This is a genomic window from Rouxiella badensis (genome assembly GCF_026967515.2).
Taxonomy (GTDB): domain Bacteria; phylum Pseudomonadota; class Gammaproteobacteria; order Enterobacterales; family Enterobacteriaceae; genus Rouxiella; species Rouxiella badensis.
Window position 1 is genome coordinate 1,265,805 of the sequence record NZ_CP114062.1, and the last position, 21,517, is coordinate 1,287,321.

26 protein-coding genes are annotated in these 21,517 nt (G+C 51.4%); all 26 read left to right on the forward strand.

Translation table 11 applies throughout. From position 1 onward, the window contains the following. Positions 1 to 3: 3 nt before the first annotated feature. The 26 genes from O1V65_RS06145 (at position 4) to O1V65_RS06270 (ending at position 21,517) form a co-directional block, all read left to right on the forward strand. Positions 4 to 1,560 (forward strand): phage portal protein, encoded by a 1,557-nt coding sequence (locus O1V65_RS06145; RefSeq protein ID WP_269130303.1) that lies wholly within the window; start codon positions 4 to 6, stop codon positions 1,558 to 1,560. 13 nt (positions 1,561 to 1,573) lie between these two features. Then, on the forward strand, positions 1,574 to 2,272 hold the full coding sequence (locus O1V65_RS06150; protein ID WP_269130304.1) for a phage head morphogenesis protein: 699 nt from the start codon (positions 1,574 to 1,576) through the stop codon (positions 2,270 to 2,272). 72 nt (positions 2,273 to 2,344) lie between these two features. Then, positions 2,345 to 3,745, forward strand: a complete 1,401-nt coding sequence (locus tag O1V65_RS06155) for a DUF2213 domain-containing protein (RefSeq protein ID WP_269130305.1) — start codon at positions 2,345 to 2,347, stop codon at positions 3,743 to 3,745. 12 nt (positions 3,746 to 3,757) lie between these two features. Next, on the forward strand, positions 3,758 to 4,249 hold the full coding sequence (locus O1V65_RS06160) for a structural cement protein Gp24 (RefSeq protein WP_269130306.1): 492 nt from the start codon (positions 3,758 to 3,760) through the stop codon (positions 4,247 to 4,249). A gap of 79 nt (positions 4,250 to 4,328) precedes the next feature. Continuing rightward, complete coding sequence (locus O1V65_RS06165; protein ID WP_017491626.1) at positions 4,329 to 5,345, forward strand: hypothetical protein; 1,017 nt, start codon at positions 4,329 to 4,331, stop codon at positions 5,343 to 5,345. A gap of 70 nt (positions 5,346 to 5,415) precedes the next feature. After that, positions 5,416 to 5,769: a hypothetical protein gene (locus O1V65_RS06170; RefSeq protein WP_017491625.1), complete on the forward strand. Its 354-nt coding sequence runs from the start codon at positions 5,416 to 5,418 to the stop codon at positions 5,767 to 5,769. Further along, a complete protein-coding gene (locus O1V65_RS06175; protein ID WP_269130307.1) occupies positions 5,769 to 6,182 on the forward strand; it encodes a DUF4054 domain-containing protein in 414 nt (137 codons plus the stop codon). The genes O1V65_RS06170 and O1V65_RS06175 overlap by 1 nt, the downstream gene beginning before the upstream one ends. Positions 6,183 to 6,191: 9 nt before the next feature. Then, positions 6,192 to 6,683, forward strand: a complete 492-nt coding sequence (locus O1V65_RS06180) for a hypothetical protein (RefSeq protein WP_081601400.1) — start codon at positions 6,192 to 6,194, stop codon at positions 6,681 to 6,683. Next, a complete protein-coding gene (locus O1V65_RS06185; protein WP_017491622.1) occupies positions 6,680 to 7,048 on the forward strand; it encodes a hypothetical protein in 369 nt (122 codons plus the stop codon). The genes O1V65_RS06180 and O1V65_RS06185 overlap by 4 nt, the downstream gene beginning before the upstream one ends. After that, positions 7,030 to 7,563: a phage neck terminator protein gene (locus O1V65_RS06190; protein WP_269130308.1), complete on the forward strand. Its 534-nt coding sequence runs from the start codon at positions 7,030 to 7,032 to the stop codon at positions 7,561 to 7,563. Before O1V65_RS06185 ends, O1V65_RS06190 begins: the two co-directional genes overlap by 19 nt. 56 nt (positions 7,564 to 7,619) lie before the next feature. Beyond that, complete coding sequence (locus tag O1V65_RS06195) at positions 7,620 to 9,098, forward strand: DUF3383 domain-containing protein (protein WP_269130309.1); 1,479 nt, start codon at positions 7,620 to 7,622, stop codon at positions 9,096 to 9,098. Beyond that, complete coding sequence (locus tag O1V65_RS06200; protein WP_017491619.1) at positions 9,098 to 9,538, forward strand: phage tail fiber protein; 441 nt, start codon at positions 9,098 to 9,100, stop codon at positions 9,536 to 9,538. Before O1V65_RS06195 ends, O1V65_RS06200 begins: the two co-directional genes overlap by 1 nt. Positions 9,539 to 9,554: 16 nt before the next feature. Beyond that, positions 9,555 to 10,034 (forward strand): hypothetical protein, encoded by a 480-nt coding sequence (locus O1V65_RS06205; protein ID WP_269130310.1) that lies wholly within the window; start codon positions 9,555 to 9,557, stop codon positions 10,032 to 10,034. Between the two features lie 50 nt (positions 10,035 to 10,084). Next, complete coding sequence (locus O1V65_RS06210; RefSeq protein ID WP_269130311.1) at positions 10,085 to 10,234, forward strand: transglycosylase; 150 nt, start codon at positions 10,085 to 10,087, stop codon at positions 10,232 to 10,234. Next, positions 10,234 to 12,186 carry a lytic transglycosylase domain-containing protein gene (locus tag O1V65_RS06215; RefSeq protein ID WP_269130312.1) on the forward strand — a complete coding sequence of 651 codons (1,953 nt, stop codon included), beginning with the start codon at positions 10,234 to 10,236 and terminating at the stop codon, positions 12,184 to 12,186. The genes O1V65_RS06210 and O1V65_RS06215 overlap by 1 nt, the downstream gene beginning before the upstream one ends. A gap of 1 nt (position 12,187) precedes the next feature. Further along, positions 12,188 to 13,015 carry a hypothetical protein gene (locus O1V65_RS06220; protein ID WP_269130313.1) on the forward strand — a complete coding sequence of 276 codons (828 nt, stop codon included), beginning with the start codon at positions 12,188 to 12,190 and terminating at the stop codon, positions 13,013 to 13,015. Continuing rightward, on the forward strand, positions 13,015 to 13,341 hold the full coding sequence (locus tag O1V65_RS06225) for a phage baseplate plug family protein (RefSeq protein WP_017491615.1): 327 nt from the start codon (positions 13,015 to 13,017) through the stop codon (positions 13,339 to 13,341). Before O1V65_RS06220 ends, O1V65_RS06225 begins: the two co-directional genes overlap by 1 nt. Continuing rightward, a complete protein-coding gene (locus tag O1V65_RS06230) occupies positions 13,338 to 14,210 on the forward strand; it encodes a baseplate hub protein (protein ID WP_269130314.1) in 873 nt (290 codons plus the stop codon). Before O1V65_RS06225 ends, O1V65_RS06230 begins: the two co-directional genes overlap by 4 nt. A gap of 67 nt (positions 14,211 to 14,277) precedes the next feature. After that, positions 14,278 to 14,808, forward strand: a complete 531-nt coding sequence (locus O1V65_RS06235) for a hypothetical protein (protein WP_269130315.1) — start codon at positions 14,278 to 14,280, stop codon at positions 14,806 to 14,808. Between the two features lie 66 nt (positions 14,809 to 14,874). Continuing rightward, positions 14,875 to 15,213: a hypothetical protein gene (locus O1V65_RS06240; RefSeq protein ID WP_017491612.1), complete on the forward strand. Its 339-nt coding sequence runs from the start codon at positions 14,875 to 14,877 to the stop codon at positions 15,211 to 15,213. Between the two features lie 53 nt (positions 15,214 to 15,266). After that, positions 15,267 to 15,626 (forward strand): contractile injection system sheath initiator, encoded by a 360-nt coding sequence (locus tag O1V65_RS06245; RefSeq protein WP_269130316.1) that lies wholly within the window; start codon positions 15,267 to 15,269, stop codon positions 15,624 to 15,626. A gap of 7 nt (positions 15,627 to 15,633) precedes the next feature. After that, positions 15,634 to 16,884, forward strand: a complete 1,251-nt coding sequence (locus tag O1V65_RS06250) for a baseplate J/gp47 family protein (RefSeq protein ID WP_026110494.1) — start codon at positions 15,634 to 15,636, stop codon at positions 16,882 to 16,884. Positions 16,885 to 16,887: 3 nt separating this feature from the next. Next, on the forward strand, positions 16,888 to 17,499 hold the full coding sequence (locus O1V65_RS06255) for a DUF2612 domain-containing protein (RefSeq protein WP_269130317.1): 612 nt from the start codon (positions 16,888 to 16,890) through the stop codon (positions 17,497 to 17,499). Further along, positions 17,499 to 18,797, forward strand: a complete 1,299-nt coding sequence (locus O1V65_RS06260; protein WP_269130318.1) for a hypothetical protein — start codon at positions 17,499 to 17,501, stop codon at positions 18,795 to 18,797. Before O1V65_RS06255 ends, O1V65_RS06260 begins: the two co-directional genes overlap by 1 nt. Positions 18,798 to 18,799: 2 nt before the next feature. Next, the gene (locus O1V65_RS06265) at positions 18,800 to 19,321 is read left to right on the forward strand and encodes a tail fiber assembly protein (protein WP_269130319.1); all 522 of its coding nucleotides are present in this window, start codon (positions 18,800 to 18,802) and stop codon (positions 19,319 to 19,321) included. 87 nt (positions 19,322 to 19,408) lie between these two features. Further along, complete coding sequence (locus O1V65_RS06270; protein WP_269130320.1) at positions 19,409 to 21,517, forward strand: hypothetical protein; 2,109 nt, start codon at positions 19,409 to 19,411, stop codon at positions 21,515 to 21,517.

Here is a 21,517-nt window from a genome sequence, read left to right on the forward strand (position 1 = left end):
TCTATGACAACAAAAACTCAACGTCGTAATGCGCGGCGGGCCTCTGCACGTCGCGAGCGTAAGGGGCTAAATCTGGGAGCGACGGCGCGCGAAAGGATTCAGGAACCTGGATACATCCCGACGCTGGACGAAATCAAGGCGCTATTCGGCCCAGCCAAGACGCTGGGAACGCCGAAGGGAGCCGCTATAGCTGTTGACCATGCGATGAATAACAGCGGGGGCTACTCGCTCTTGCAGCACGCATTCGAGATGGGACAGGGCTTAGGCGGCGGTCCGGCGTTTATGGGCTATGCCGCGCTTTCGAATATCGCTCAGAACGGCCTCATTCGTGCCTGTGTCGAGACGGTGGCGGACGACATGACCCGAGAATGGATCGAAATCATCTCTGCTGATATCGACGGCGACGGCGATGATTCGGACGATAAAAAGATTATCGAAGATGCGATGATCGACTATCAGGTCCGCGAGGTGTTTCACAAAGCCGCTGAGCTGAATGGCTATTTCGGCGGGTGCCTGATTTTCATCGATACCGGCGCGAAGGACACTTTGCTGAGTCTCCCTCTCGACATCTCGGACAAGTCGGCAGAGCTGAAGAATTTCCAACGCTTTACTGTCATCGAGCCGATAAATATCTTTCCAGGACGCTACGACTCAACCAATCCGCTAAGCCCGCGTTACTTCAACCCGGATACCTGGTGGGTGTTGAGTAAAGAAGTTCATGCGAGCCGACTGATCCGCATCGTTGGCGATGAACTGCCGGTGCTGCTGAAGCCGTCTTATAACTTCCTCGGCATCCCTCGGGCGCAAATTTTGTATGACTACGTGCTCCACTTCCAAGATGCGCGCGCGGCGGCTACCCGGCTACTGGAGAAATTCAGTCTGACCATCCTGAAAACGGATATGCAGGACATTCTTACCAATCCAAACTCGACCAGCTCGCTCGATACGCGCCTTGATTACATGAACTCTTATCGCTCCAACGACGGTACGCTTGCTATCGATATGGAGATGGAGGACATCGTAAACGTTGTGACGCCGCTCTCTGGAGTGACCGATATCGTGCGCCAGCAGCTCGAATTTGTAGTGGCAATAAACCGAACACCGGCGGTTAAAACGATGGGCATCTCGCCCGCAGGTTTTAACACGGGCGAAGCGGACTTGACCAACTACAACGATCACGTTGCGACCGAGCAGGGCAAGCTATTCAGGCCTGGCTTGCAGAAGGCGCTCGATATCATCCAGATCGTGAAATTCGGGAAGATCGATAAGTCGGTCAGCTTTGAATTTCGAAGCCTCAATGAGGACGATGACGCGGCGATTGCCAATACGCAGAAAACGAAATCTGACTCTGATGCGAGCTATCTCGACAGGAATGTCCTTTCGCCGCAGGAGGTCCGCCAGAAATTAGCGGCAGATCCGAATTCTGGTTATTCGGGCATAGATGCCGACCAGTTACCAATCAATCCAGAAGACGAGGCCCTATATGCGGATATTGAAAACCGCGCGGGCGACGAGGGGGAACGCGGGGCTAGAACAACGGTACCAGAAGAAACTAACTGATATCGTCGATGAGATGAACAAGTCGGTGAGCTACTGGCTCGAGGCTGAGTATAAGCGTCAGATGCCTGGCATAGCACAGGATGCGAATCCTGCGAAGGTAATGGCAGCACGGCTGTCAAAGCTGCTCACGCAGTGGCGCGAGCGCTTTAACGAGCATGCAGAAATCACGAGTAGCTGGTTTGTGCGCTCGACCGACAAAGCCGTTTCATCTTCCGTGACCCATGCGCTCAACACCGCCGGTATGTCGGTGAAGATGCGCAACACGCCCGAGCTGAAAAACGTCCTGGCGGCCACCTATCAGACTCAAGTGAGCCTGATCAAGAGTATCCCCGAGCAATACCTCACCCAGGTTGATCTCCTCGTACAGGAGAGTGTTTCCCGTGGGCGTGATATTGCCTGGCTCAGAGACGAACTTCAGCAGCGCTATGGTGTGACCCGTCGGCGCGCAATCATGATAGCCCGTGACCAGAACAACAAGGCCACGAACGCTATTGCGGTAGAGCGCAATATTGCCGTAGGAGTTACCGAGGGGATATGGGAACACCATAGCGGGGGCAGCAAAACCTATCGTCAATCACACGTCAAAGCCGGGAATGACAAGCTTAAGTTCGACTTGAGGAAAGGCGCTTACATCGGCGGCCAGTGGATCATGCCCGGCGAGTTACCGAACTGTAACTGCACGTTCCGTCCGGTTGTGCCGGGATTTGCTTAATAGGGTCGCTGAGGCGGCTTTTTTTATGCCTGCAATTTAGAGGGCTGAATGAGAAGAATCAGGAAAAAGTCGGTGCGTGGTATTGCCTTCGATGCCCTGGCGCTAGATGCCGAGGGCAGCCGACGCCGTAAGGATGAGAATGGCTATCTTCACATCTCGCGCACGCACCTCACAAAAGAGCAGGTTGCGCCGTACTACGGGAAGGAGATTCCCGGCTGGGAAGGCTTAGACCTTGACCCTGAGCGAGTCTATTACGGCTACCGGCCCGCTGAGGAGCTGGAAAAGTCGGCTGACATGTTTAACGGCATGCCGCTGCTCATGGTCCATCAGCGGGATAGCGCCCACGCTCCTCTGAAGGAGGTCAGGGTCGGCTCGGTCGGCACAACGCCGGTTTGGGACGCACCCTATCTCGACAATGCGTTATCTGTCACCGACCAGGTGGCGATCGACGCGATTGAGGATAAATCTCTCTCGGAAATTAGCTGCGGCTATTTCTACACCCCAGATTTTACACCGGGTGAGTTTAACGGCGTGGCGTATGACTTCGTGATGCGAGACATCCGGGGGAATCACGTTGCGCTGGTTAAGGACGGAAGGGCAGGCCCTGACGTTTGTGTTCAAGACGCTATGCCGTCGAAAATCAAAAAGGTAAAGAAACCTATGAAACTGACCCGTATGCAAGTCGCTGTTCGCGCGGCACTTGCCACCGCCCTGAATCCGCTACTGGCTCAGGATGCCGCGCCCACCGACTTAACTAAGCTGGTTGGCTCATACAAAAAACCATCGACCCTCGCTAAAGCGGTCGAACGCAAATACAGCAAACTCCTGGCGCAAGATGCTTATCTGGACGCTGAGGAGCTGGCCGAAGTTATTGAAGCGGCCACTTCGCTTGTCAGCGCTGATCCGGAAAGTACAGAAGGCGACCCAAGCGACCCTCCGGCGTTTGACGATGACAACGTTGCCGAAAGCCTGCGTGCGCTGTTGGAAGGGAAAGTCCCTGACGACTTACTGGAAAAGCTGATCGCTTGCGCGTCGGCCCCCGCGAAGGATGAAGCAAATCCTGAGCCAGGCAAGCCAGTAGTTACCGGCGACGATAATCCTGGTGATGACCCTGATAACAAAGATAACAAGGACGCAATTGGCGCGATGGATGCGAACACCATTATGCAAAAAGCCACTGAGCAGGCGATGGCGAAAGCCCGCTCTCTTACCGCTGCGGCCGCGAAGGTTCGCCCGGTGTGCGGCGAGCTGGACGCAATGGCGTTCGACAGCGCTGAAGCTATCTTCGGCCACGCCCTGAAGGCAAAAGGCGTTAAGGTGAAGAACTACACGCCAGCGGCATACGAGGGCATGGTCGACATGATGATGTCACAGGAACGTTCTGCAATGGCAAATGACCACGCTCTTGAGCCAGAAGAAAATACCGAGCTGACAGGGCATTTTTCCCATCTCGCAAACATTAAGTTCGGCTAAGGAATCATTACCATGCAATCACAAGTTGGTCTTTATTACTCCCCCGGTATCGCCGGCGATCGCGCATCAAACAACGCTGTCATTTACACGCCTTACAACCCGCTGGCAACGAGCGACGTAACGGTTGGTCAGTTCGTCTGGGCTGGTGCTTATGCTTTCACCGAGGCGCAAGCATCATCCGATGAGGCTGTGCAGCCGCTGGGCCTGGTTGAGCGCGTTATCGTGAACTTCAACTACAACCTGACTAGTCCAGGCACGATGGTGCTCCCAGCTGGCACTGTCCTGACCGTTGCTCGCCGTGGTGACTATTACGTCAAACCGACCGCAGCAGTCGCTATCGGCCAAAAAGTCTTTGCCTCCCTGGCCGACGGCAGTATTTCAGGTGCGGCCTCAGGCGCTACGGTAAGTGGCGCGGTTGAGACTGATTGGCGCGTCGAAAACTACGACACCCAAAGCGGTATCGCCACAATTTCAAACTGGACCTCGCTTTCAGCTGCTGCCTAAATAACCCCATAGATTAATCTCGCAGACGTATCGCCTTAACTGGCGAGGATTTCCCGCGTCTGTAGATTGGAGAGATAGAATGCCATTATCCTTTAACCAGGCCGCTAAATACGGCTTTAATTTCCCTGGCGCTCGCATGTGGATTGATCATGCAAACATGCCAAAAATGGCGCAGGATGCCGCGTTAATCACCAGTGCCAACGCCACCGTACCGGCTGAATTTACCGCTTATATCGACCCCGAAGTAATCGATATCCTGACCGCGCCTCGTAACTCGCGTGAGCTTTTAAGCGAAGAGCAAAAAGGCGACTGGACCACAGCCTATATGAAGTGGCGCACCAACGAAATTACCGGTACCACTTCCCCGTATTCTGACTTTGGGCAGTCTGGCCGGTCAGGTGTGAACGTTAACTGGCTGACACGCGAACAGTATCGCTTTAGTACCGTAATCGACTACGGTGATCTGGAAGTGGAGACGTCGTCTGTTGCAAAAATCAATCTGGCCGCTGAAAAGCAACGTTCCGCAGCCACGACCATCGATATTGATGCCAACAAATTCTACCTGCTGGGTGTTGAAGGTCTGGAAATTTACGGCGCGCTGAACGATCCAAACCTTCTGGCTGCTATCTCTCCAATTCCGGTCACAGTGAATGGTTCCCCTGTGACTGAGTGGGTGGATAAGAATACTCAGCAGCGTTATAACGATGTGCTGGCACTATTCCAGCGCCTGGTGAAGCAATCTAACGGTATCATCACCAACAAAGACGAACTTAAGCTGGCTGTCTCTCCTGATACCAGCGTTCAGTTCGGCGGTGCGACAGATTTCAACGTATCCGTTCTGGATATGCTGCATAAGTATTTCACCAATCTTACTATTGTTGTTCTCCCGCAGCTTTCTGGCGATGCAGGCGAGACGATGTTCATGTTTGCGCCAAAAGTGGCAGGCATGCAGACGGGCTTGCTGGGCTATGGCGCAAAACTGCGCGCTGGCCGCATCGTTCCGGGGCTGTCGAGTTTCGCACAGAAATTCACGGCAACTACTTACGGTGGCATCATCAAGATTCCGTTTGCTTATGCCCAGATGGTTGGTGTTTAACTCAATCATCAGGTTTACACATTCTTAAAGGCTCCTCAGGGGGCCTTTTTTATTTTCAGAAGAGAAAATCATGGCCGCAGAAAAAATTAAGCATGTCCGAATGAACAATCCTCACGGGATTGAGTTCAGCCTCAGCAATGGGAAGGTCATTAAAGTCAACGGTAACGCTACGTCGCTGATTGGTTTGGATAAAGGTAAAATTCCTGTCGGATTATACGGAAAAACTGAAATTCCGGCTGCTGATTGGGAAGCCCTGGTCAAAGAGCACGGGAAAACCAAGCTGTTCCGTAACGAACTGATTATCGCAGCCGATGACTTTGCAAGTGCTGAGGATATGGCCCGTGAACGGATCGAAAAACGTCATGGCCGTGAACCTGTCGATACCGAAACGACAATCACAAAAGCAGAAGCGGTTAAAGAATAATGGCTATCGTCACGTTTGACTCCACTGAGTTTACGGCGAAGTACCCTCGATTCGCTGGCACACTCACCGCTGATCAGCTCCAGCAGGCGTTTGACGTGGCATGCCTGCTAGTTGATAACTCCGACGTCTCGATCATCAAATATGACCCGGTGACCGGCGTTAACGACCGCAAGACCATTCTTTACCTGTTGACTTGCCATATTGCGACGATGGCGCTTTGGGACGACGGCCAGGCCGGGCCAATCGCTGGCGCATCGGAAGGCTCTGTCAGCGTGTCGTTCTCGGTACCTGACGCCACGAACGCCTCATGGTTCAAGCAAACCCCTTGCGGAAGCATGTACTGGCAGGCCACACGCAAATACGTCGTTGGTGGCCGTTACGTAGCGAAGAAATACATTCACCCCTTTGGGTAAGAGGTTCGCATGGGTAAGGGGTCATCTTTGAAGGTTGGCGGAAAGCTCCAGGCAGCCATAGCGCGGATCAACACGGTCAAAAACATCAGCATGAAAGTTGGCGTTCTCGACGGCGCCACCAACCCGGAGACGGGGGAGAAGATTGCGCCATACGCTGCCGCGAATGAGTTTGGTCACATGGTGCGGGGCGGGAAATATTTCGTCCTCCCGCGCCCAGCATTTCGCAACACGATCGCCGCGAAGTCAGATAGCTGGGGTGACGGCCTGTCATATCAGCTTGCGCTCAAGCCCATTTCTGGCGAGTCAGTGAAGGCTGCCTTGCAGTTACTGGGCAGTGTGATGGTTTCTGATATTCAGGCCACTATCGAAGCTGGAGAGTTTGCCCCGCTTGCGCCGGTCACCATTGCTGAGAAAACCAAAAAGGGAAGGGCAGAGCCTGAAAAGCCCATGGTTGATACCGGCGCATATCAGCGCGCCATTGATTACGAGATTATCGAATGAACCTCAGGGCTATAGTCAACAGCGCTACTCAGAGCGTTAACCCAAACGTGTCGGCGCAGATTTATAAATCGGCCGGTAACACGACAGCAGACGATGGCTCGATGACACCAAGTTACGCTGAACCGGTGACGATGGATGTGCAGAAGCAGGCTGTTTCACAAAGAGACCTTCAGCACATCGACAATCTTAACCTCGAGGGCATCTTTGCCAGTGTTCACACGAACGGAAACTGGTGCGGATTGAACCGAAAAAAGGATGAAGGCGGCGACATATTCGTGATCGGGGATGATACCTGGCTGGTTGTCGCTGTACCGGAGAACTGGCCGAACTGGACAAGGGTAGTGCTATGTTTGCAAACAACGTAAGCAACTCGCTCTCGCAATCGTATATGTTCACCGCACTGCGTAAATTTCTCCTGCTTCTCGTCGATGTGCCGGTGCTCCAGAGCCAGCAAAACAAAGTGGCACTGCCGACAGGCAATTTCATCACGATGACTTCGCTTGGTGAGGATGTGAAATCTACCAACCGAATCAGCTACGCGAATGAGGCTGGCGATCCGGGGAGCGAAATTCAGCAGCGAACGGCATTCTGGCGTGTGCAGTTGGATTGCTTCGGAAGTGAGGCCCAGTCGCTGGCGTCGTTGATATCGACCGCATTCCGTTCGGAGTGGGCTTGCATGGCCTTTAAATCCTTAAGCGACTCAATAGCCCCCATATCCGGAGGCGACCCCCGGCAAACAGCATTCATCAACTCTGAATCAGAGTATGAAGACCGGTGGACTTTAGAGGCAACCTTGGGCATCGATAAGGCGGTAACGCTTCCTCAGTATTTCTTCACCCAGGACGACGTAGAAACCTACTCCTACGAAATGTCGCAATAACTATCCCGATCAATATGGCTCGCTACGGCGAGTTTTTTCGTTTCTGGAGACAATAAATGTCTATCTCCCTGAATAAAGATATCCAGATAACCCCAGGCGTGCTGGCCGCAGCAGGCAATGCACTCGATCTGAATGGGGTTATCCTGACAAACAGCGCATATGCGCCGCTGGGCACGCTGCTGACGTTTACCAGTGATACCGATGTGGGAAGTTATTTCGGTACCGCATCGACTGAGTATTCCATGGCCGAGGTGTATTTCTCCGGCTACAGCAACGCTACTTCTCTGCCTGGCACCCTGCATTTTTGGGGGTACAACACTGCTGCGGCGTCCGCCTGGCTGCGTTCCGGCGCGTTCGCTCTGACCGTGGCACAGCTCAAACTTCTTTCCGGCTCGCTAACCCTGACCGTGGATAATGGCGCACCGATTTCGGGAGTTATCGACTTCGCCTCGGTGACCAGTTTCGCTCAAGCGGCCACCACGATTGAGACCGCACTGGGTAATACCGTGACCGTAACCTACGACACGAACGTGAAAGCCTTTATCATCGCCTCGGCGACGACCGGCGAGAACTCGGCAATAACCTACGCTTCTGGCGATCTGGCAGCATCGCTGCTGCTGACCTCTGCTACCGGCGCATTGGTCTCACAGGGCGCGGATGCCATTACTGACCCATCGGCTAACCTTACGGCGCTGGTCGGCGCTACGGGCGATTGGGCCACGTTCTCTACTGCTTTTGAGTGTTCGGTCGGCCAGCATTTGCTTTTTGCAGAATGGGAATCGAATCAGAACAACCGGTATGCCTATATTGGCTGGTCCAATGACGGCACCGAAATCGTATCTGGCAGCACTGAGACGATGACTTACCAGATTGACGAGGTTTACAGCTACGGCGGGGTGATCCCGGTCTATGGCGACCAATCTCACGCAGCGAGCGTAATGGGCTGGGCAGCGGCGTTTAACTTCAACCAGCAGAACGGTCGCAACTCGCTGAAGTATACCCAACTCGATGGACTGCTGGCCCAGGCATCAAACGATGCTGAATGGACCGCCCTAAAAGCGAACGGCTACAACTTCTACGGCCAATACGCGGCGAATAACATTGCCGAGAAATATTGGTCACCGGGCAGCATCACGGGAAAATTCCTCTGGGCCGATGCCTATCTCGGGCAAATCTGGCTTAATGCCAATCTGCAAAGCGCGGTGCTAACCGGCTTCCTGGATAAAACCTATCTGCCTTATAACACCTCCGGCACCGCGACCATCGAGTCCTGGTGCGCTGAAGTTATCGCGCAGTTTAAGGCCTGGGGCGGTTTCTCTACTGGCATGCCCCTCGACGCGAGCGAGCTCCTCGCGATTAAGTCCATCGTAGGCGTAGACGTCAGCTCGACCCTTTCTAACCAGGGCTATTACATGTACATCGCCAGTAGCACGGCGACGCAGCGCATGGACCGCGACAACGTGGTCATCTACTTCTGGTACACCGACGGCGGCATGATCCAGTCGCTGACCATTAACAGCACCGAGGTTCAGTAATGAGCGGAATAATTACATCAGCTGACGTCGTTGCCACAATGACCGTCACCAACCTTTACCCGTCCGGGTTCCAGCTACAGGGCTTTTCCGCAGATAACATTTTCGATGCCAACTCACTTGAGCTGGCCGAAACCGTTATTGGCGTCGATGGCAAGCTCTCTGCTGGCGCAATCATGGCAGCGGTGGATCAGACATGGCACATCATGCCGGACAGTCCGACCTATACCAAATTCCAGACCTGGTCTACTACCAGCCGGACCAGCATCGCAGTGTTCCGCTGCAATGCCACGATCATCTTCCCAACTCACGGCAAAAAGTACACCTGCACCAATGGTGTGTTGGTTAACTGCCAGGTTATGGCCGGGGCCGGTAAGACTGTCCAGCCCATCACTGCTTTGATCCGCTGGGAAACTGTTATCCCAAGCGAATACTCAGCCTAATAAGGACAAAAATTAAATGGCTCGTAAGCAAAAAACAGTCTCGCTCAACAAGGGGCGCGATAAGGGTAAGCGTTTCATCATCACCGAAATGTCAGCGGCGCAGATAGACCGTTGGTCGCTTCGGCTGCTGAATGGCGTTTACGGTAGTGGTAAGGGGGCTGAACTCAGCCAGATCGGTAGCGCGGCAGCTATGGCGCAAATTCTCTTTGCTGCTGCCGGTAAGGGCAATGAAGAAAATACCTCCGTAGACAAAGATAACGCCTCGAAAGCCGTCGAAGCCATGTTCATGGATATGCTGATCAAAGCTGACCCAGCGGTTTCAGAGGTCTTGCAAGCCGAACTAATGGCTCAGGTGCAAATCATGCCAAGCCCGTCTGATCCAACCGTTACGCGTGCGCTCGAGGAAGACGATATTGAAGAACTTTCTTCAATATCGAAAATTCGTGCCGAGGCTATCAAAATTAACATCGATTTTTTTACCGACGCCGCAGAGTAGAAACACCCCTCCAGGCTCCGCCGACCAAAAAGCTGATCGAGTACACCAACGTGTCGGTCACGATCGCGTCGGTGGTTTCCTCCAAGTTGGCGACGCTGTACGAATGTCAGACGGTTTATAGCCTAGAAGACGTCTATGACTTGTTGGAAATAGCCTCGGTAGACAGCCACAACACACAGATATTGAGCGGCGGTGATTAATGGATGCCAGCACCTTAGAAGAATTTTATATCAGTATCGGCGTCGATGCTGAACAGCTGAATGACTTTCAAAAAGCCGTGCTGCCAATGGTTCAGTCCATTCAAAAGAACCTTGCTCTGCTGGTCACTTCCTTTGACGACACTACAAAGCGAACTTCAGAGTCGCAAAAGAAGCTCGGTTCTGCATCTTCGAAGATGCAAAAAGGACTTCAGGACACGGCCAAGAAGACGCAAAACATTTTCGCCGGCTTAAAAACGGAATTACTGGCATTCGCGGGGATTAGCCTCTCGATCGGCGGCGCGGTCGGCTTTGTCACCAGCATGACGAAAGGCGTTATGCAGCTTTCGATCCAGTCCAAAGCGTTAGGGATGTCGGCTAAAGAGCTGGATGGATGGCAAAAAGCCGCTATAAGGGCTGGCTCAACGGCACAGTCTATTACCGGTGCGCTGGGCAGTGTGCAGCAGCAGCTAAACACGGGGAATAGCCTCCATGATTACAGCGGCTCTGTGTACCAGGTGGCCGCACGCTTAGGTGTGTCTTCTCAGGTAATGTCTGCTCATAACGCTGGTGATGTTATGAAGCTCCTTATGTCCCGTATGCGCGGGCTGAATAAGGCTGACCAGTATCAATACGGTTCGATGTTAGGACTTGATGCTGCGGAAATACAAAGCAACCAAAGCGGTGAGTTTTTACCCGCAGTCAGGCGATACACGCAAATTTCAAATATGTCGCCCGATGAACAGAGAAAGGCAAAGCAACTTAACGATGCAATGACCGATCTGAATGCTCAGTTCACAGCCATGAAAAACACGCTTTATGTGGCGCTTATACCCTATGCAGAAAAACTGATTGGCTACTTAAACCAGTGGGCAGAATGGATAAACCAGCACCCTAAAGAGGTACAAGCGGCTTTAAATAAAATCCAGAAAGCCATTGGAGATGTTGTTGACTGGGCCAATAAAGGCGTCGATGCAGTCGGCGGCTGGAAGAACGCCATTGAGATATTAATCGGTCTCAAAGTTGCCTCATGGGTGATCCAGTTTACTGGCGCAGTCAGAGGGCTAATGGGGCTGGGGTCTTTAGGTGGTGCGGGGGGAGTAGTCGGCAAACTGGGAGTGACGGGTACGGTCGCTGCTGTTTCTGAACCAGTGATCGATAAGGTATTAAACTACGCGTTTGGCAATAATGAGTCGTTTCAGAAGATCAGGACGGCGCAAACCTGGGGAGCATTCGCAAAAGCGATTTATGATGCTTTGCCGACTTTGCACGCAGGAAATGCGGGCGTACTACCTGAGGGAGAGGGGGCGTCAGGCGCATATGCCAATGTGCCTTTTCCTTTGCAACATGCGCAGGCGGCTAGAGCCGTTGGCAAGGGTAAAGAACTATTGGCCTTTATGTCCGGCCAGTTTGGGCAACTTGAGGCGCAATATGGTCTACCCGCCGGGCTGCTCAACTCCGTAGCCACTACAGAATCAGGCGGTAATCAATTTGCTCAATCCGCCGCAGGCGCAAAAGGCTTGTTCCAATTTGTGGACGGTACCGCGAAAGATTTTGGCCTATCAGGGAATGATGTTTTTGATCCACAGAAGTCGGCGCAGGCTGCCGCTAAATATCTTTCACAGCTCCTTAAGCACTATCACGGCAACTTACAGAAAACGCTGGCCGCCTATAACTGGGGGATTGGTAACGTCGATAAATACGGCCTATCAGCGCTCCCTGGTGAAACTTCTGCTTATGTCCCCAAGGTAATTGCAGGCATGCCATCACCAGGCTCTCATATGGCCGCTCAGCGCAATTCAGTGGTTAATCATCGTGGTGGCGATACCAATACCACGACGACGCATATCAGCATTGGAAGCATGACCACCGGCGCGACAACGGGGCCAGCGTTGGCAATGGACATTCAGAAGCGTTCTGCAGGAACCATCATCCCTTACAGCTCAGGACAATAAAGTGGCGTTAAATCTCAACGAAACGACGATACTCAGCGCTGTGCAGGGCGGTAGTCTCACGAGCATACTTTCCAGCGTGCTAAAGCCTGGATACAGCATCACCGTCGCCACAGTGGATAGCAATTCGAGCTTTAAAGCATCCTTCACAGCCAATACGGAGGTTTTCACTCCTACGTCTTGGGTAGGGTTCGAGCGGTCCTCCGATGCTGCGGTATCGAACGCGCCGATCCAAAAAGGCAGCTTCACCAGCTATAACAAGGTGCGGCGTCCGGGTGACATCCGTTTAACCTTCACCCTCGAGGGCTGGACAGGATACAGCGGGGCAATACCGAATCTCACCAACCTGACAACACTTTCGCGCGAAAAGCTGATCAACCTCCTCGATATGATGATCGCCAGCGCGAACACTTACACGATTGAAACCCCCGACACCACTTTCGGCTCATGTGACCTAGTCCACTACGACTACCAGATGAAGGAAGGACGGGGCGTAACACTGATGATTGTTAATGCCTATTTTCAGGAGGTGATCAGCATCAGTGAGGACTCGACCGTCAGTAGCAACGATAAAACATCTGGCGGCGTTGCCATGACGACCGTAAAAACACAAAGCTCAGTTGTAAACGCAACTCTGAAAGATGTGACCAACGCGGTCAGCAGTGGAAAAGCCAGTCTTTCTTCAGTATTGGGAGAGGCCGCCGACGCAGTTACCACTGAAATAAGCAGCGCTGCCACGAGTGTTTCGACGGCCTGGGAGTCTGCCACAACCCAAGCGGGTAATCAGATCGTTTCGGGTGTTAACTCGCTTCTAAAAAATTGGGTGATGTGATGCAAGTGATCACTTTGGCGGCGGAAATGTCGCAGCAGTTCAATATCGTGCTGGATGGCGTGACCTGTACGATGCATGTTCACCAGCACTCTACCGGGCTGTATATGGACCTGTGGGTCGGCGATATCGCTGTGTGCCTAGGCGTTCTGTGCCTCAATGCCAATCGGATAGTTCGCTATGACTACCTGCGGGCCAAGAGCGGTTTTCTGGGGGACCTATTTTTTATCGATACCCAGGGTTCAGATGATCCTGAATGGTCTGAGCTGGGCGGCCGGTACCAACTTTACTACATCACCAATTCAGAGCTGGAGAGTGCCGCAGCATGACCTATAAAACCAGAAAAATTGACGTCACCATCAGCCTGACGGGAGGATCATTCACCTCTGATGCAAACGGCAATACGCTGCATATCTCTGACGCTAAGGTAATCGCATCGCAAAATATCAATGCCGGGATGAGCGGCTATACGATGGATGCGAGTATCTACGGGCTGAGTGAATCGCAGATGGCGATCATCTCGGGTAGTGGGTTTAGGTTTAACAGTCGGCCAGGTACAACCATAAGGCTCAAAGTAGATGGCACTTTATTCTTTGAAGGGGTTATCTTTTGGGCAAGGCCAGATTACAACCAGGCTCCAGATGTTCCGCTGCAAGTACAGGTATTTGCACAGCCCACAACTTTTAATAATCCTATCACTGACACAAATATTCAGGGAAAAGTATCACTTAAAACTGTTCTTTCCACAGTGGCGCAGAAGGTGGGAATGTCAGTAGGGGTGTGCAACGTATCCTTCGATTTTGATGGCATATGCTTAAGCGGGAGCGCAGCCTCCCAACTTCAAAAGATTGGCGATGCGGTCAGTCCAAACAGGATTTTTATCACCTGGGGGTATTCCACTGTTAACGCCTATCAGGAAGGAGTTGCTATCGATGATGGGATTATATCGTTATCGCCCGATACGGGCATGATTGGTTACCCAACGTTCATGGAATTTGGATTGTTTTGCTCGGCAATATATAACCCAAAATATGAACTTGGAAAGGCGGTAGACCTCTCGACTTCAGTCCCTAACGCGTCTGGTGAATATGTCATTAACGCTCAATCATCACACCAGATATCCTCCTGGGTGGATAATGGACCTTTCTTCTCAACGCTATTGTTAACACCAAAAAATGGGGTGGCAAATGGCAGTTGAGACAACCATGATGGCACATAACTCATCTTCTGATGCTAATGCGTTAGCATTTATGTTTAGGAAGTTAATGAGCGAAAGCAAATTTATTGAGCTGGTTACGGTAGAGGAAGTGGATGCCGAGGCCAAAACCTGCAAGGTTAAACCCCTGATTATCCCGGTGGCTGCATCGGGTGTGCCGATCGATGTGCAGCCAGTTTCTGATATCCCATATTTTCGCCTACAGATGGGGGGGAGCGCCATCGTTATCAACCCAAAGGTGGGGGACATGGGGTTGATGCTGATCTGCGATGAGAATACCACCGGCGTGCTCGCAGGCAAGAGTGCCGCCACCGCATCGACCGGCCAGCAGCATTCCCGGCAGTTTGGCATCTATCTCGGTGGCGTCGCCCTGTTAAACGGTGAGCCGACAGAGTATATCGAGTTCACCGGTTCGGGCATTAATATCGTGGCGCCGAATGGGGTAAATATCGACGGCGAGGTGACCACCACCGGCACCATTACCTCCTCGGGTGAGGTGACCGGCAACGGCATCAAGCTGTCATCCCACGTTCATGGTGGCGTTGAAAACGGTGGGTTTAATACTGCTAAACCCCAATAATTTGCTTGATGTTGCAGTGACTAAAATGCAGCCTTATCAATAACTACACGCATGGAGTTATTGATAATGAAGAAAATATCCCTTGTTTTAGCCCTGTCCCTCTTTTCCAGTACAGTATTTGCTGACACTGATCCGATGTGGGGTGTCTGTGGAGGGTTGTTCGGCGCGGTTTTTGCGGCTGCGGCTAACGCTTCACATACTGGGGAACCTTGGACGGTAGAATCAGCTGAAGAGAACTTAAAGGGAGCGGGGCTGAGTCCGAAAATTTATTTCAATGCATTGAATTACTATAAGACACACCAGGAGGAAGCAAGGGATTTCTCATCAAGCTGGGGTGCGCATGTGAACGAGTTCATTCATGGTTGCCACGATGACCCCGGTAAATACCTGTCTATGTTCAAGTAAGCGATTAAGCCCACTCAGGTGGGCTTTTTTTATTTCCAAACTTCAGGATAATAATGCAAACACGATCACTATACCTCGATCCCGATACATGGGATGTGGTGCTCGATGGTAACGGTGCTCTGAAGACGGTAACCAATCCGTATGCCGTTGCCCAGGACGTTGCTTGTGCGTGCAAGACGGTGTTGGACGAAGTTGTCTACGATACCACGCTCGGTATTCCTTACTTTGATAAGCTACTCGGGCGGCCAGTGACTACCACGCTGTTATCCTACTGGCTCCAGAAGCAGGCCACGCGCTTAAGTTACGTTCAGAGTGCCACAGTAACGCTCGTTCCTGACCGCAGCACGCGCAACACCACCGGCTATATCGTCATTACTGACACCAACGGAACATCCTCTCAATTAGTCCTCTGAGGCTATCATGACCACTACCGCTACAGTTTCAACAGCAGTGCCGTCAATGACGTTCAGCACTGAGGGCATTACTGCGCCCGATTTAATCGACGTGCTTACCGGCGCGTTGACCGACGCACAGACGGCCTACGGCAGCGACGCCAGTACCGATTTAACGACGCCACAGGGCCAGATGGCGATGGTCGAGACGGCCGTGGTCGGCGATAAGAACGATCAGCTCCTGGCCTTCGCAAATAACGTGAATCCTGATTTCGCCAGCGGGCGGTTTCAGGATGCGATAGGGCAGATTTATTTTATTGACCGTAATGCCGCCACCGGCACAACCGTCACCGCGACTTGCACCGGCCTGGTGGGAACCATTATTCCCGCAGGTGTGTACGCCCAGGACACAAGCGGCTATATCTATTATTCGACGGCGTCGGCCACAATTGGCAGCGACGGTACTGCGTCGATCACTTTCATCAACACGACCACCGGTCCTATAGAGTGCGCAGCGGGAACGCTGACCAAGATTTATCAGGCTTTCTCTGGCTGGTCTGGCATCACCAACGCCGCCGCAGGTGTGCTTGGGTCTGATGAAGAGTCCCGGAATAACTTCGAGTGGCGTCGCCGCCAGATGGTTACTGCCAACAGCAAAAACACCATTGAGGCGCTGTACGCCACGCTGCTGGGTTTATCCGGGGTCACTGACGTTTATGTGAAGTCCAATAATACCACGACCACGCTGTCCGAAGGCTCTACCGCCGTGGAAATCCCAGTGGGTAGCGCCTATGTTGCGGTGTACGGCGGCGAGGCGGCGGATATTGCCGCAGCGTTTTACAACAAGCTGAACCCAGGATGTGCGACACAGTGCTCGACAGCAGGCGAAACGTCTTACACGATGGTCGATGATACCAACTACACCTCGAACTACCCGGAGTACACTTACTACTGGACAGTGCCGACGGTAAAAACCATCTACGTAAAGGTGACGCTTGAGAACAGCGATTATCTGCCGCAGGACCTGACAGCCTCAGTGCAAACGGTGGTAATGGACGCATTCAGCGGGGAGGACGGTGGAACGCGCGCGCGGATCGGCTCCACGATTTACGCCGGGCGTTACTATGGCGGCGTGCAGGATATCGATCAGCAAAACGTCAATATCCTCAGCATTGAGCTATCCACCGACAACACGACCTTTTCAACGAGCCTTGAATTCGGCGTTGACGAAATACCCTCACTGAGTTCGGCAAACATCACGGTAACACTGAGTAGCTAACTTATGGCGACAGGATTCACTGATTTCGATGTCAGTGCTGTCATCCTCAGGCAATATTCCAACTCCCCTGGGATCGTCAATATGGCTAACCTGCTCTGGCAGGCCGTAAGCCCATCTGAATTTATCGACGACTTCTACACGAATATCTGGGATGTCAGCACGGCTAATACCTACGGGCTGGATATATGGGGCAAGATCGTCAACCTGAGCCGCACAATGGAATACAGCGACACCAATCTCTATTTTGGGTTTCGCGAGGCGCAGCTCGAGGTAACGACCACCACGGATCCGCAGCCATTCAATACCTATCCGTTTTATGACCCGACCATGAGCGCCACTGGGCGCGTAGTGCTCTCAGATGACTACTACCGAAAAGCCATCATGATGAAAGCCATGATGAATATCACTGATTGCACGGTACCGAAAATGAACGCGATGCTGATGTATATGTTCAGCAGCTCCGGTAATGCCTGGGTGCAGCACGATGGCCCAAGGGCTATGTCATATCGGTTTAATTTCACGCCTAACACCACAGATCTAGCGATCATCCAGAACGGCAATATTCTGCCGCGCCCAGCGGGCTGCGTGGTTTCTTACATCTTCGAGACAACATAATGAAAAGTTCAGGAATCCCGGACCGTTTGCCAAATGCATTTGCCCATAGCGGCGATCGTAACGATATCGCCGATACATCAACCACTGCGTCGCTGGCCGACGGCCAGGCAACTTATGATGTCGGCTTCCCACCACTCACCAGGACGGCGATCGCCTCAGGTGGTATCCCGCCATCAGGGCTGGATGTTAACGGCGTGCTGTATGACGTGACGAACAAACTACAGTGGCATGACGCCGGGGGCGGCTATCCGTTTGATGCAGCGTTTTCAAACGGTATTGGGGGCTATCCGAAAGGGGCTGTAGTGCCTTCATCGGACCTGACCGGATATTGGCTTAACACCACAGATGCTAACGGCACGAACCCGGAGGGTACAGCGGCCAGCGCCACCGGCTGGGTGCCGCTCGATTTTTATGGGCTGGCATCAGTAAGTCTGGCATCTGTGAGCGTGACGATGAATTGCCTTGACGCGGCCAAGCCCATTATCGTGCTGAAGGGCACGCTTACTGCTAACGTTTATCTATATCTTCCCAAATGGCAAAAAAGATGGCGAATCGTCAATAACTGCACCGGTTCCTTTAACGTAATTCTGAGCACCACTGGCGGCAGCGTAGCGCCTGCAATCGCGACCGGATACTCCTATGAGATTTACTGCGATGGGATAGGGGTGTACCTACTCTCCGGCAAACTCGCGACGAAAGACTCACTAACGGCTACAGATGTTGGCGCGTTATCAACTAGTGGCGGGGAGCTCACAGGGGCAGTATCTAATACCCTTGGATTCACTTCGACCTCTACAGGTATAGGGTTTACTGCGACCGGCGTTGTCAGTTCCGGCTCCGGATCAAGTATTACATATACTCTTAATGGGTATCGCTTGTTTGCAAACACGAATCAGTTTTCAGACACTTATTGGTACAACGACGCGAATGGCTCAAGGCACGGAATACATGTACATGACAATTCGAACGACGTTTACTATGAGTTCTTCAATAATGGTGATCTAAAAATCCCGAGGTACTTATATGCGGGGACAGCTGTTTACCAAAATGATGGAAACGTCAAAGGCAGTTTGTGGGGAGGATACCTTTCCGATTATCTCAACAATGCACTAGCAGCCTGTGTAAGTAACGTGCAACTGGGGACGCGAGTTACCATCTCGCACGTTTCCTCTATGGTCACCACACCTACTGGTTGTGTAGCGACAAGTGCCTCCGGCGACAGCGATAACGATGTTAATGCGCAATACGCACCAATCCAGATTTACCGTAATGGTGTCTGGGCGACAATAGCAGGATAATTATGAAACTGACCAATTTACAGCGATATAGCCCTGAAGAACTGCATATGGGGGATGGAGTTCAGTATTTCAAAGATGAAGCTGGAGAAGACTGGTTTAAGTCGCTGGCAAAATTCACCAAGAAATATGCACTTGCAATCGTCGAGTCGAGCGGGGTGATCTGCGCTATCGCTACAGACCCATCAAGACTTTACCCTGCAGGGCTGAGCGTGGTTGAGGTTGATGAGCTTCCTGAAGGCATAGACAACGACAGCCTGGGAGAATGGGTATTTGACGGGGAGAATGTGGTCGCACGCAGCTATACCAGCGCGGAATTGCAGGAACAGGCATCCAAAACCCAAAGCAAACTTTTAGCCTCGGCGAATAGCACCATATCCATCTGGCAAACTGAGCTGCTGCTGGGGACGATTAACGACAGGGATAGGGCGCAGTTAGTTGAGTGGGTAACCTACATCAAGGCGCTTAAGTCTGTGAATGTCACGACCGCCCCCGATATTGAATGGCCTACTGCGCCAGCAGAGTAACCATCTAGCAAATTAGATTAACTCCACCAATATAAAATTCAAATAAAGAACCCGCTTCGGCGGTTTTTTTTCGCCCGGAGAAAATGAATGGCCTCAAATGATGTCATTAAAGCGCAGCGCTATTCAGAGGAAGCAAAGGTAGCAGCTGCAACTGCAAAATTATACTCGCAGGGTAATAGTGATTATTCTGCCGCAGCCGCTGAAGCAGCCGCAAATGCGTTAGCTTATTCGAATAATTCAGAGTCATACTCTTATTCGGCGCAGCAGTATTATTCCTATTCAACTCAGCTTTCATCCTGGTTCATTGGTACGTTAGACGCAGCACCAACAACGCGAAACGATGGCAGTGCGATTGCGGTCGGTGATATGTATAAAAACGGCATAGATGACCAAGTCTACTCTTACAATTCAGATGGAACGTGGACTAATATTTCCTATGATGCTGCAACTGCAAAAGAATATTATGAGTACGGAGTCGGGAATTATGAGTATATTTCAGAGCTAACAGCACAAAACTATAGCTTCGGTGAAAATCTATCTAAAACACCTGGTAGCGGGGTGGTTGGATATGCACTTAGTAATAGTTATCCAATGAACTCCGCTGGGAACAAACTTAACAGTTTTATTAATGTCGAAGATTTTTCTGATTTAGTTACAGATGTAATGGATTATTCACCAGCATTCAATGCTGCAATCGCGTACGCAAGTACTAATAGCATCGGCGAGGTAAGGGGGAATGGGAAGTATACAATCTCCAACCCGATTTTACTTGTCGGGTTCCCTCTTACAGGCTTTAAACTTTATATCAACGAGCTTTATGCATCTGATAACTGGCCTATTAGTAATTCGCTTTTCGGAGGCACGGCAATGATTCAGGCAGGTGTCGATGGCGGAAATATCAACGGAATAGATATTTGGATAAACAGGGTTGATGGGAATGTTAATAGAAGGGCGGACGCGATAAGTCCTATTCGGAATGGCATGTCGTCATCGAGAATATGGATAGGTATGGCAATGTATTGCAATATTGTCACTAACTTCAGTAATAATACTTCCCCAAACGGCTCAACAGATATTCTTGGTGGGTTTTGGACCGAAAATCGATTAGGCGTGTATTTAACCAATGGTGCTACCGGGAGCGCGCAAATTAACGAGGGTAGCAATGTTGATATCAAATTTAACGCTGCCAATACGCATGGCGGAATTATGTGTCATACATATGGGCAATATCTCCAAGTAAAAGGAAATATGGACTATAATGGCAAGAATTTAGCTGTTATACGCCTAGTAGATACGACTGGGATTAGTAACATATGGGGTCAGCAGGGGCTTAAATTAACGAATGGGACCACTGAACTTGATTTCATGTTCCACTATACAAAGCAAGGATGGTTTTATGTTGTGGTATCGTCATGGGAAAGCAGTCTCGCATATACTGATACTGATGGCACATTTGTTTGGACTGCTGGTGACACCATAAGCTGTACGACAGTTGATGGTGTGGCAATAAAGTTCGATACGGTAAATACAGCAACTGACGATACATCAATAGGGAATGTTAATTACTTTGATATCCTGCACGATTATGAGATGGCTCCGTTTGCTCGTATGAACGCCAATATGGCTTATCTATCGGGCTATATTGGTGGTAAGACGTATACGAGCAATCTCGTTTATGCTAACTCGTTCGACGGTATGACAACAACTTTTCAGGATGTCTCAATATATAACACGGGCAATGGTCAATATGGATGGGCCTCATTTGTTAACCGGGCATATAGTGATATCCCATTCCTTAACGTAAATGGTGATTATGTTAATATCGCATCTAAGCTCTATATGGGATACAGAGGGATTGAAGGCGGCGCATCAATTGTGCAATTAGCTGTCGGCAACGGTACGGCGACGAGAGTATTTGGTTTGAGCGACCAAACCACAGATAAATATCTGAATGAAGGGACTGTTTTCCGCGTAACGATGACCAGTGATTTTAGCGGTTGCTTTGGTTCCTTTGATGTACATATGAAAGGGAATGACTCGTGCTCGATATTTAATGAGAACATCGATGCTTCGTGGGAACTTACCGCTCAAACAGAGTATGCCGATGATGGAGTAACAGCAACCGGTGTTGGTTTCTATGCCCGACAGGAATCGCAGCCATCAATTACCATGAAATTTAACATTGTGAGGTTCTAA

Bases quoted from the DNA above. Each gene is read 5' to 3' on its own strand.
- O1V65_RS06145 (WP_269130303.1), top strand. From the start codon at position 4: ATGACAACAAAAACTCAACGTCGTAATGCGCGGCGGGCCTCTGCACGT.
- O1V65_RS06150 (WP_269130304.1), top strand. From the start codon at position 1,574: ATGAACAAGTCGGTGAGCTACTGGCTCGAGGCTGAGTATAAGCGTCAG.
- O1V65_RS06160 (WP_269130306.1), top strand. From the start codon at position 3,758: ATGCAATCACAAGTTGGTCTTTATTACTCCCCCGGTATCGCCGGCGAT.
- O1V65_RS06165 (WP_017491626.1), top strand. From the start codon at position 4,329: ATGCCATTATCCTTTAACCAGGCCGCTAAATACGGCTTTAATTTCCCT.
- O1V65_RS06170 (WP_017491625.1), top strand. From the start codon at position 5,416: ATGGCCGCAGAAAAAATTAAGCATGTCCGAATGAACAATCCTCACGGG.
- O1V65_RS06175 (WP_269130307.1), top strand. From the start codon at position 5,769: ATGGCTATCGTCACGTTTGACTCCACTGAGTTTACGGCGAAGTACCCT.
- O1V65_RS06180 (WP_081601400.1), top strand. From the start codon at position 6,192: ATGGGTAAGGGGTCATCTTTGAAGGTTGGCGGAAAGCTCCAGGCAGCC.
- O1V65_RS06185 (WP_017491622.1), top strand. From the start codon at position 6,680: ATGAACCTCAGGGCTATAGTCAACAGCGCTACTCAGAGCGTTAACCCA.
- O1V65_RS06190 (WP_269130308.1), top strand. From the start codon at position 7,030: ATGTTTGCAAACAACGTAAGCAACTCGCTCTCGCAATCGTATATGTTC.
- O1V65_RS06195 (WP_269130309.1), top strand. From the start codon at position 7,620: ATGTCTATCTCCCTGAATAAAGATATCCAGATAACCCCAGGCGTGCTG.
- O1V65_RS06200 (WP_017491619.1), top strand. From the start codon at position 9,098: ATGAGCGGAATAATTACATCAGCTGACGTCGTTGCCACAATGACCGTC.
- O1V65_RS06205 (WP_269130310.1), top strand. From the start codon at position 9,555: ATGGCTCGTAAGCAAAAAACAGTCTCGCTCAACAAGGGGCGCGATAAG.
- O1V65_RS06215 (WP_269130312.1), top strand. From the start codon at position 10,234: ATGGATGCCAGCACCTTAGAAGAATTTTATATCAGTATCGGCGTCGAT.
- O1V65_RS06225 (WP_017491615.1), top strand. From the start codon at position 13,015: ATGCAAGTGATCACTTTGGCGGCGGAAATGTCGCAGCAGTTCAATATC.
- O1V65_RS06230 (WP_269130314.1), top strand. From the start codon at position 13,338: ATGACCTATAAAACCAGAAAAATTGACGTCACCATCAGCCTGACGGGA.
- O1V65_RS06235 (WP_269130315.1), top strand. From the start codon at position 14,278: ATGAGCGAAAGCAAATTTATTGAGCTGGTTACGGTAGAGGAAGTGGAT.
- O1V65_RS06240 (WP_017491612.1), top strand. From the start codon at position 14,875: ATGAAGAAAATATCCCTTGTTTTAGCCCTGTCCCTCTTTTCCAGTACA.
- O1V65_RS06245 (WP_269130316.1), top strand. From the start codon at position 15,267: ATGCAAACACGATCACTATACCTCGATCCCGATACATGGGATGTGGTG.
- O1V65_RS06250 (WP_026110494.1), top strand. From the start codon at position 15,634: ATGACCACTACCGCTACAGTTTCAACAGCAGTGCCGTCAATGACGTTC.
- O1V65_RS06255 (WP_269130317.1), top strand. From the start codon at position 16,888: ATGGCGACAGGATTCACTGATTTCGATGTCAGTGCTGTCATCCTCAGG.
- O1V65_RS06260 (WP_269130318.1), top strand. From the start codon at position 17,499: ATGAAAAGTTCAGGAATCCCGGACCGTTTGCCAAATGCATTTGCCCAT.
- O1V65_RS06265 (WP_269130319.1), top strand. From the start codon at position 18,800: ATGAAACTGACCAATTTACAGCGATATAGCCCTGAAGAACTGCATATG.
- O1V65_RS06270 (WP_269130320.1), top strand. From the start codon at position 19,409: ATGGCCTCAAATGATGTCATTAAAGCGCAGCGCTATTCAGAGGAAGCA.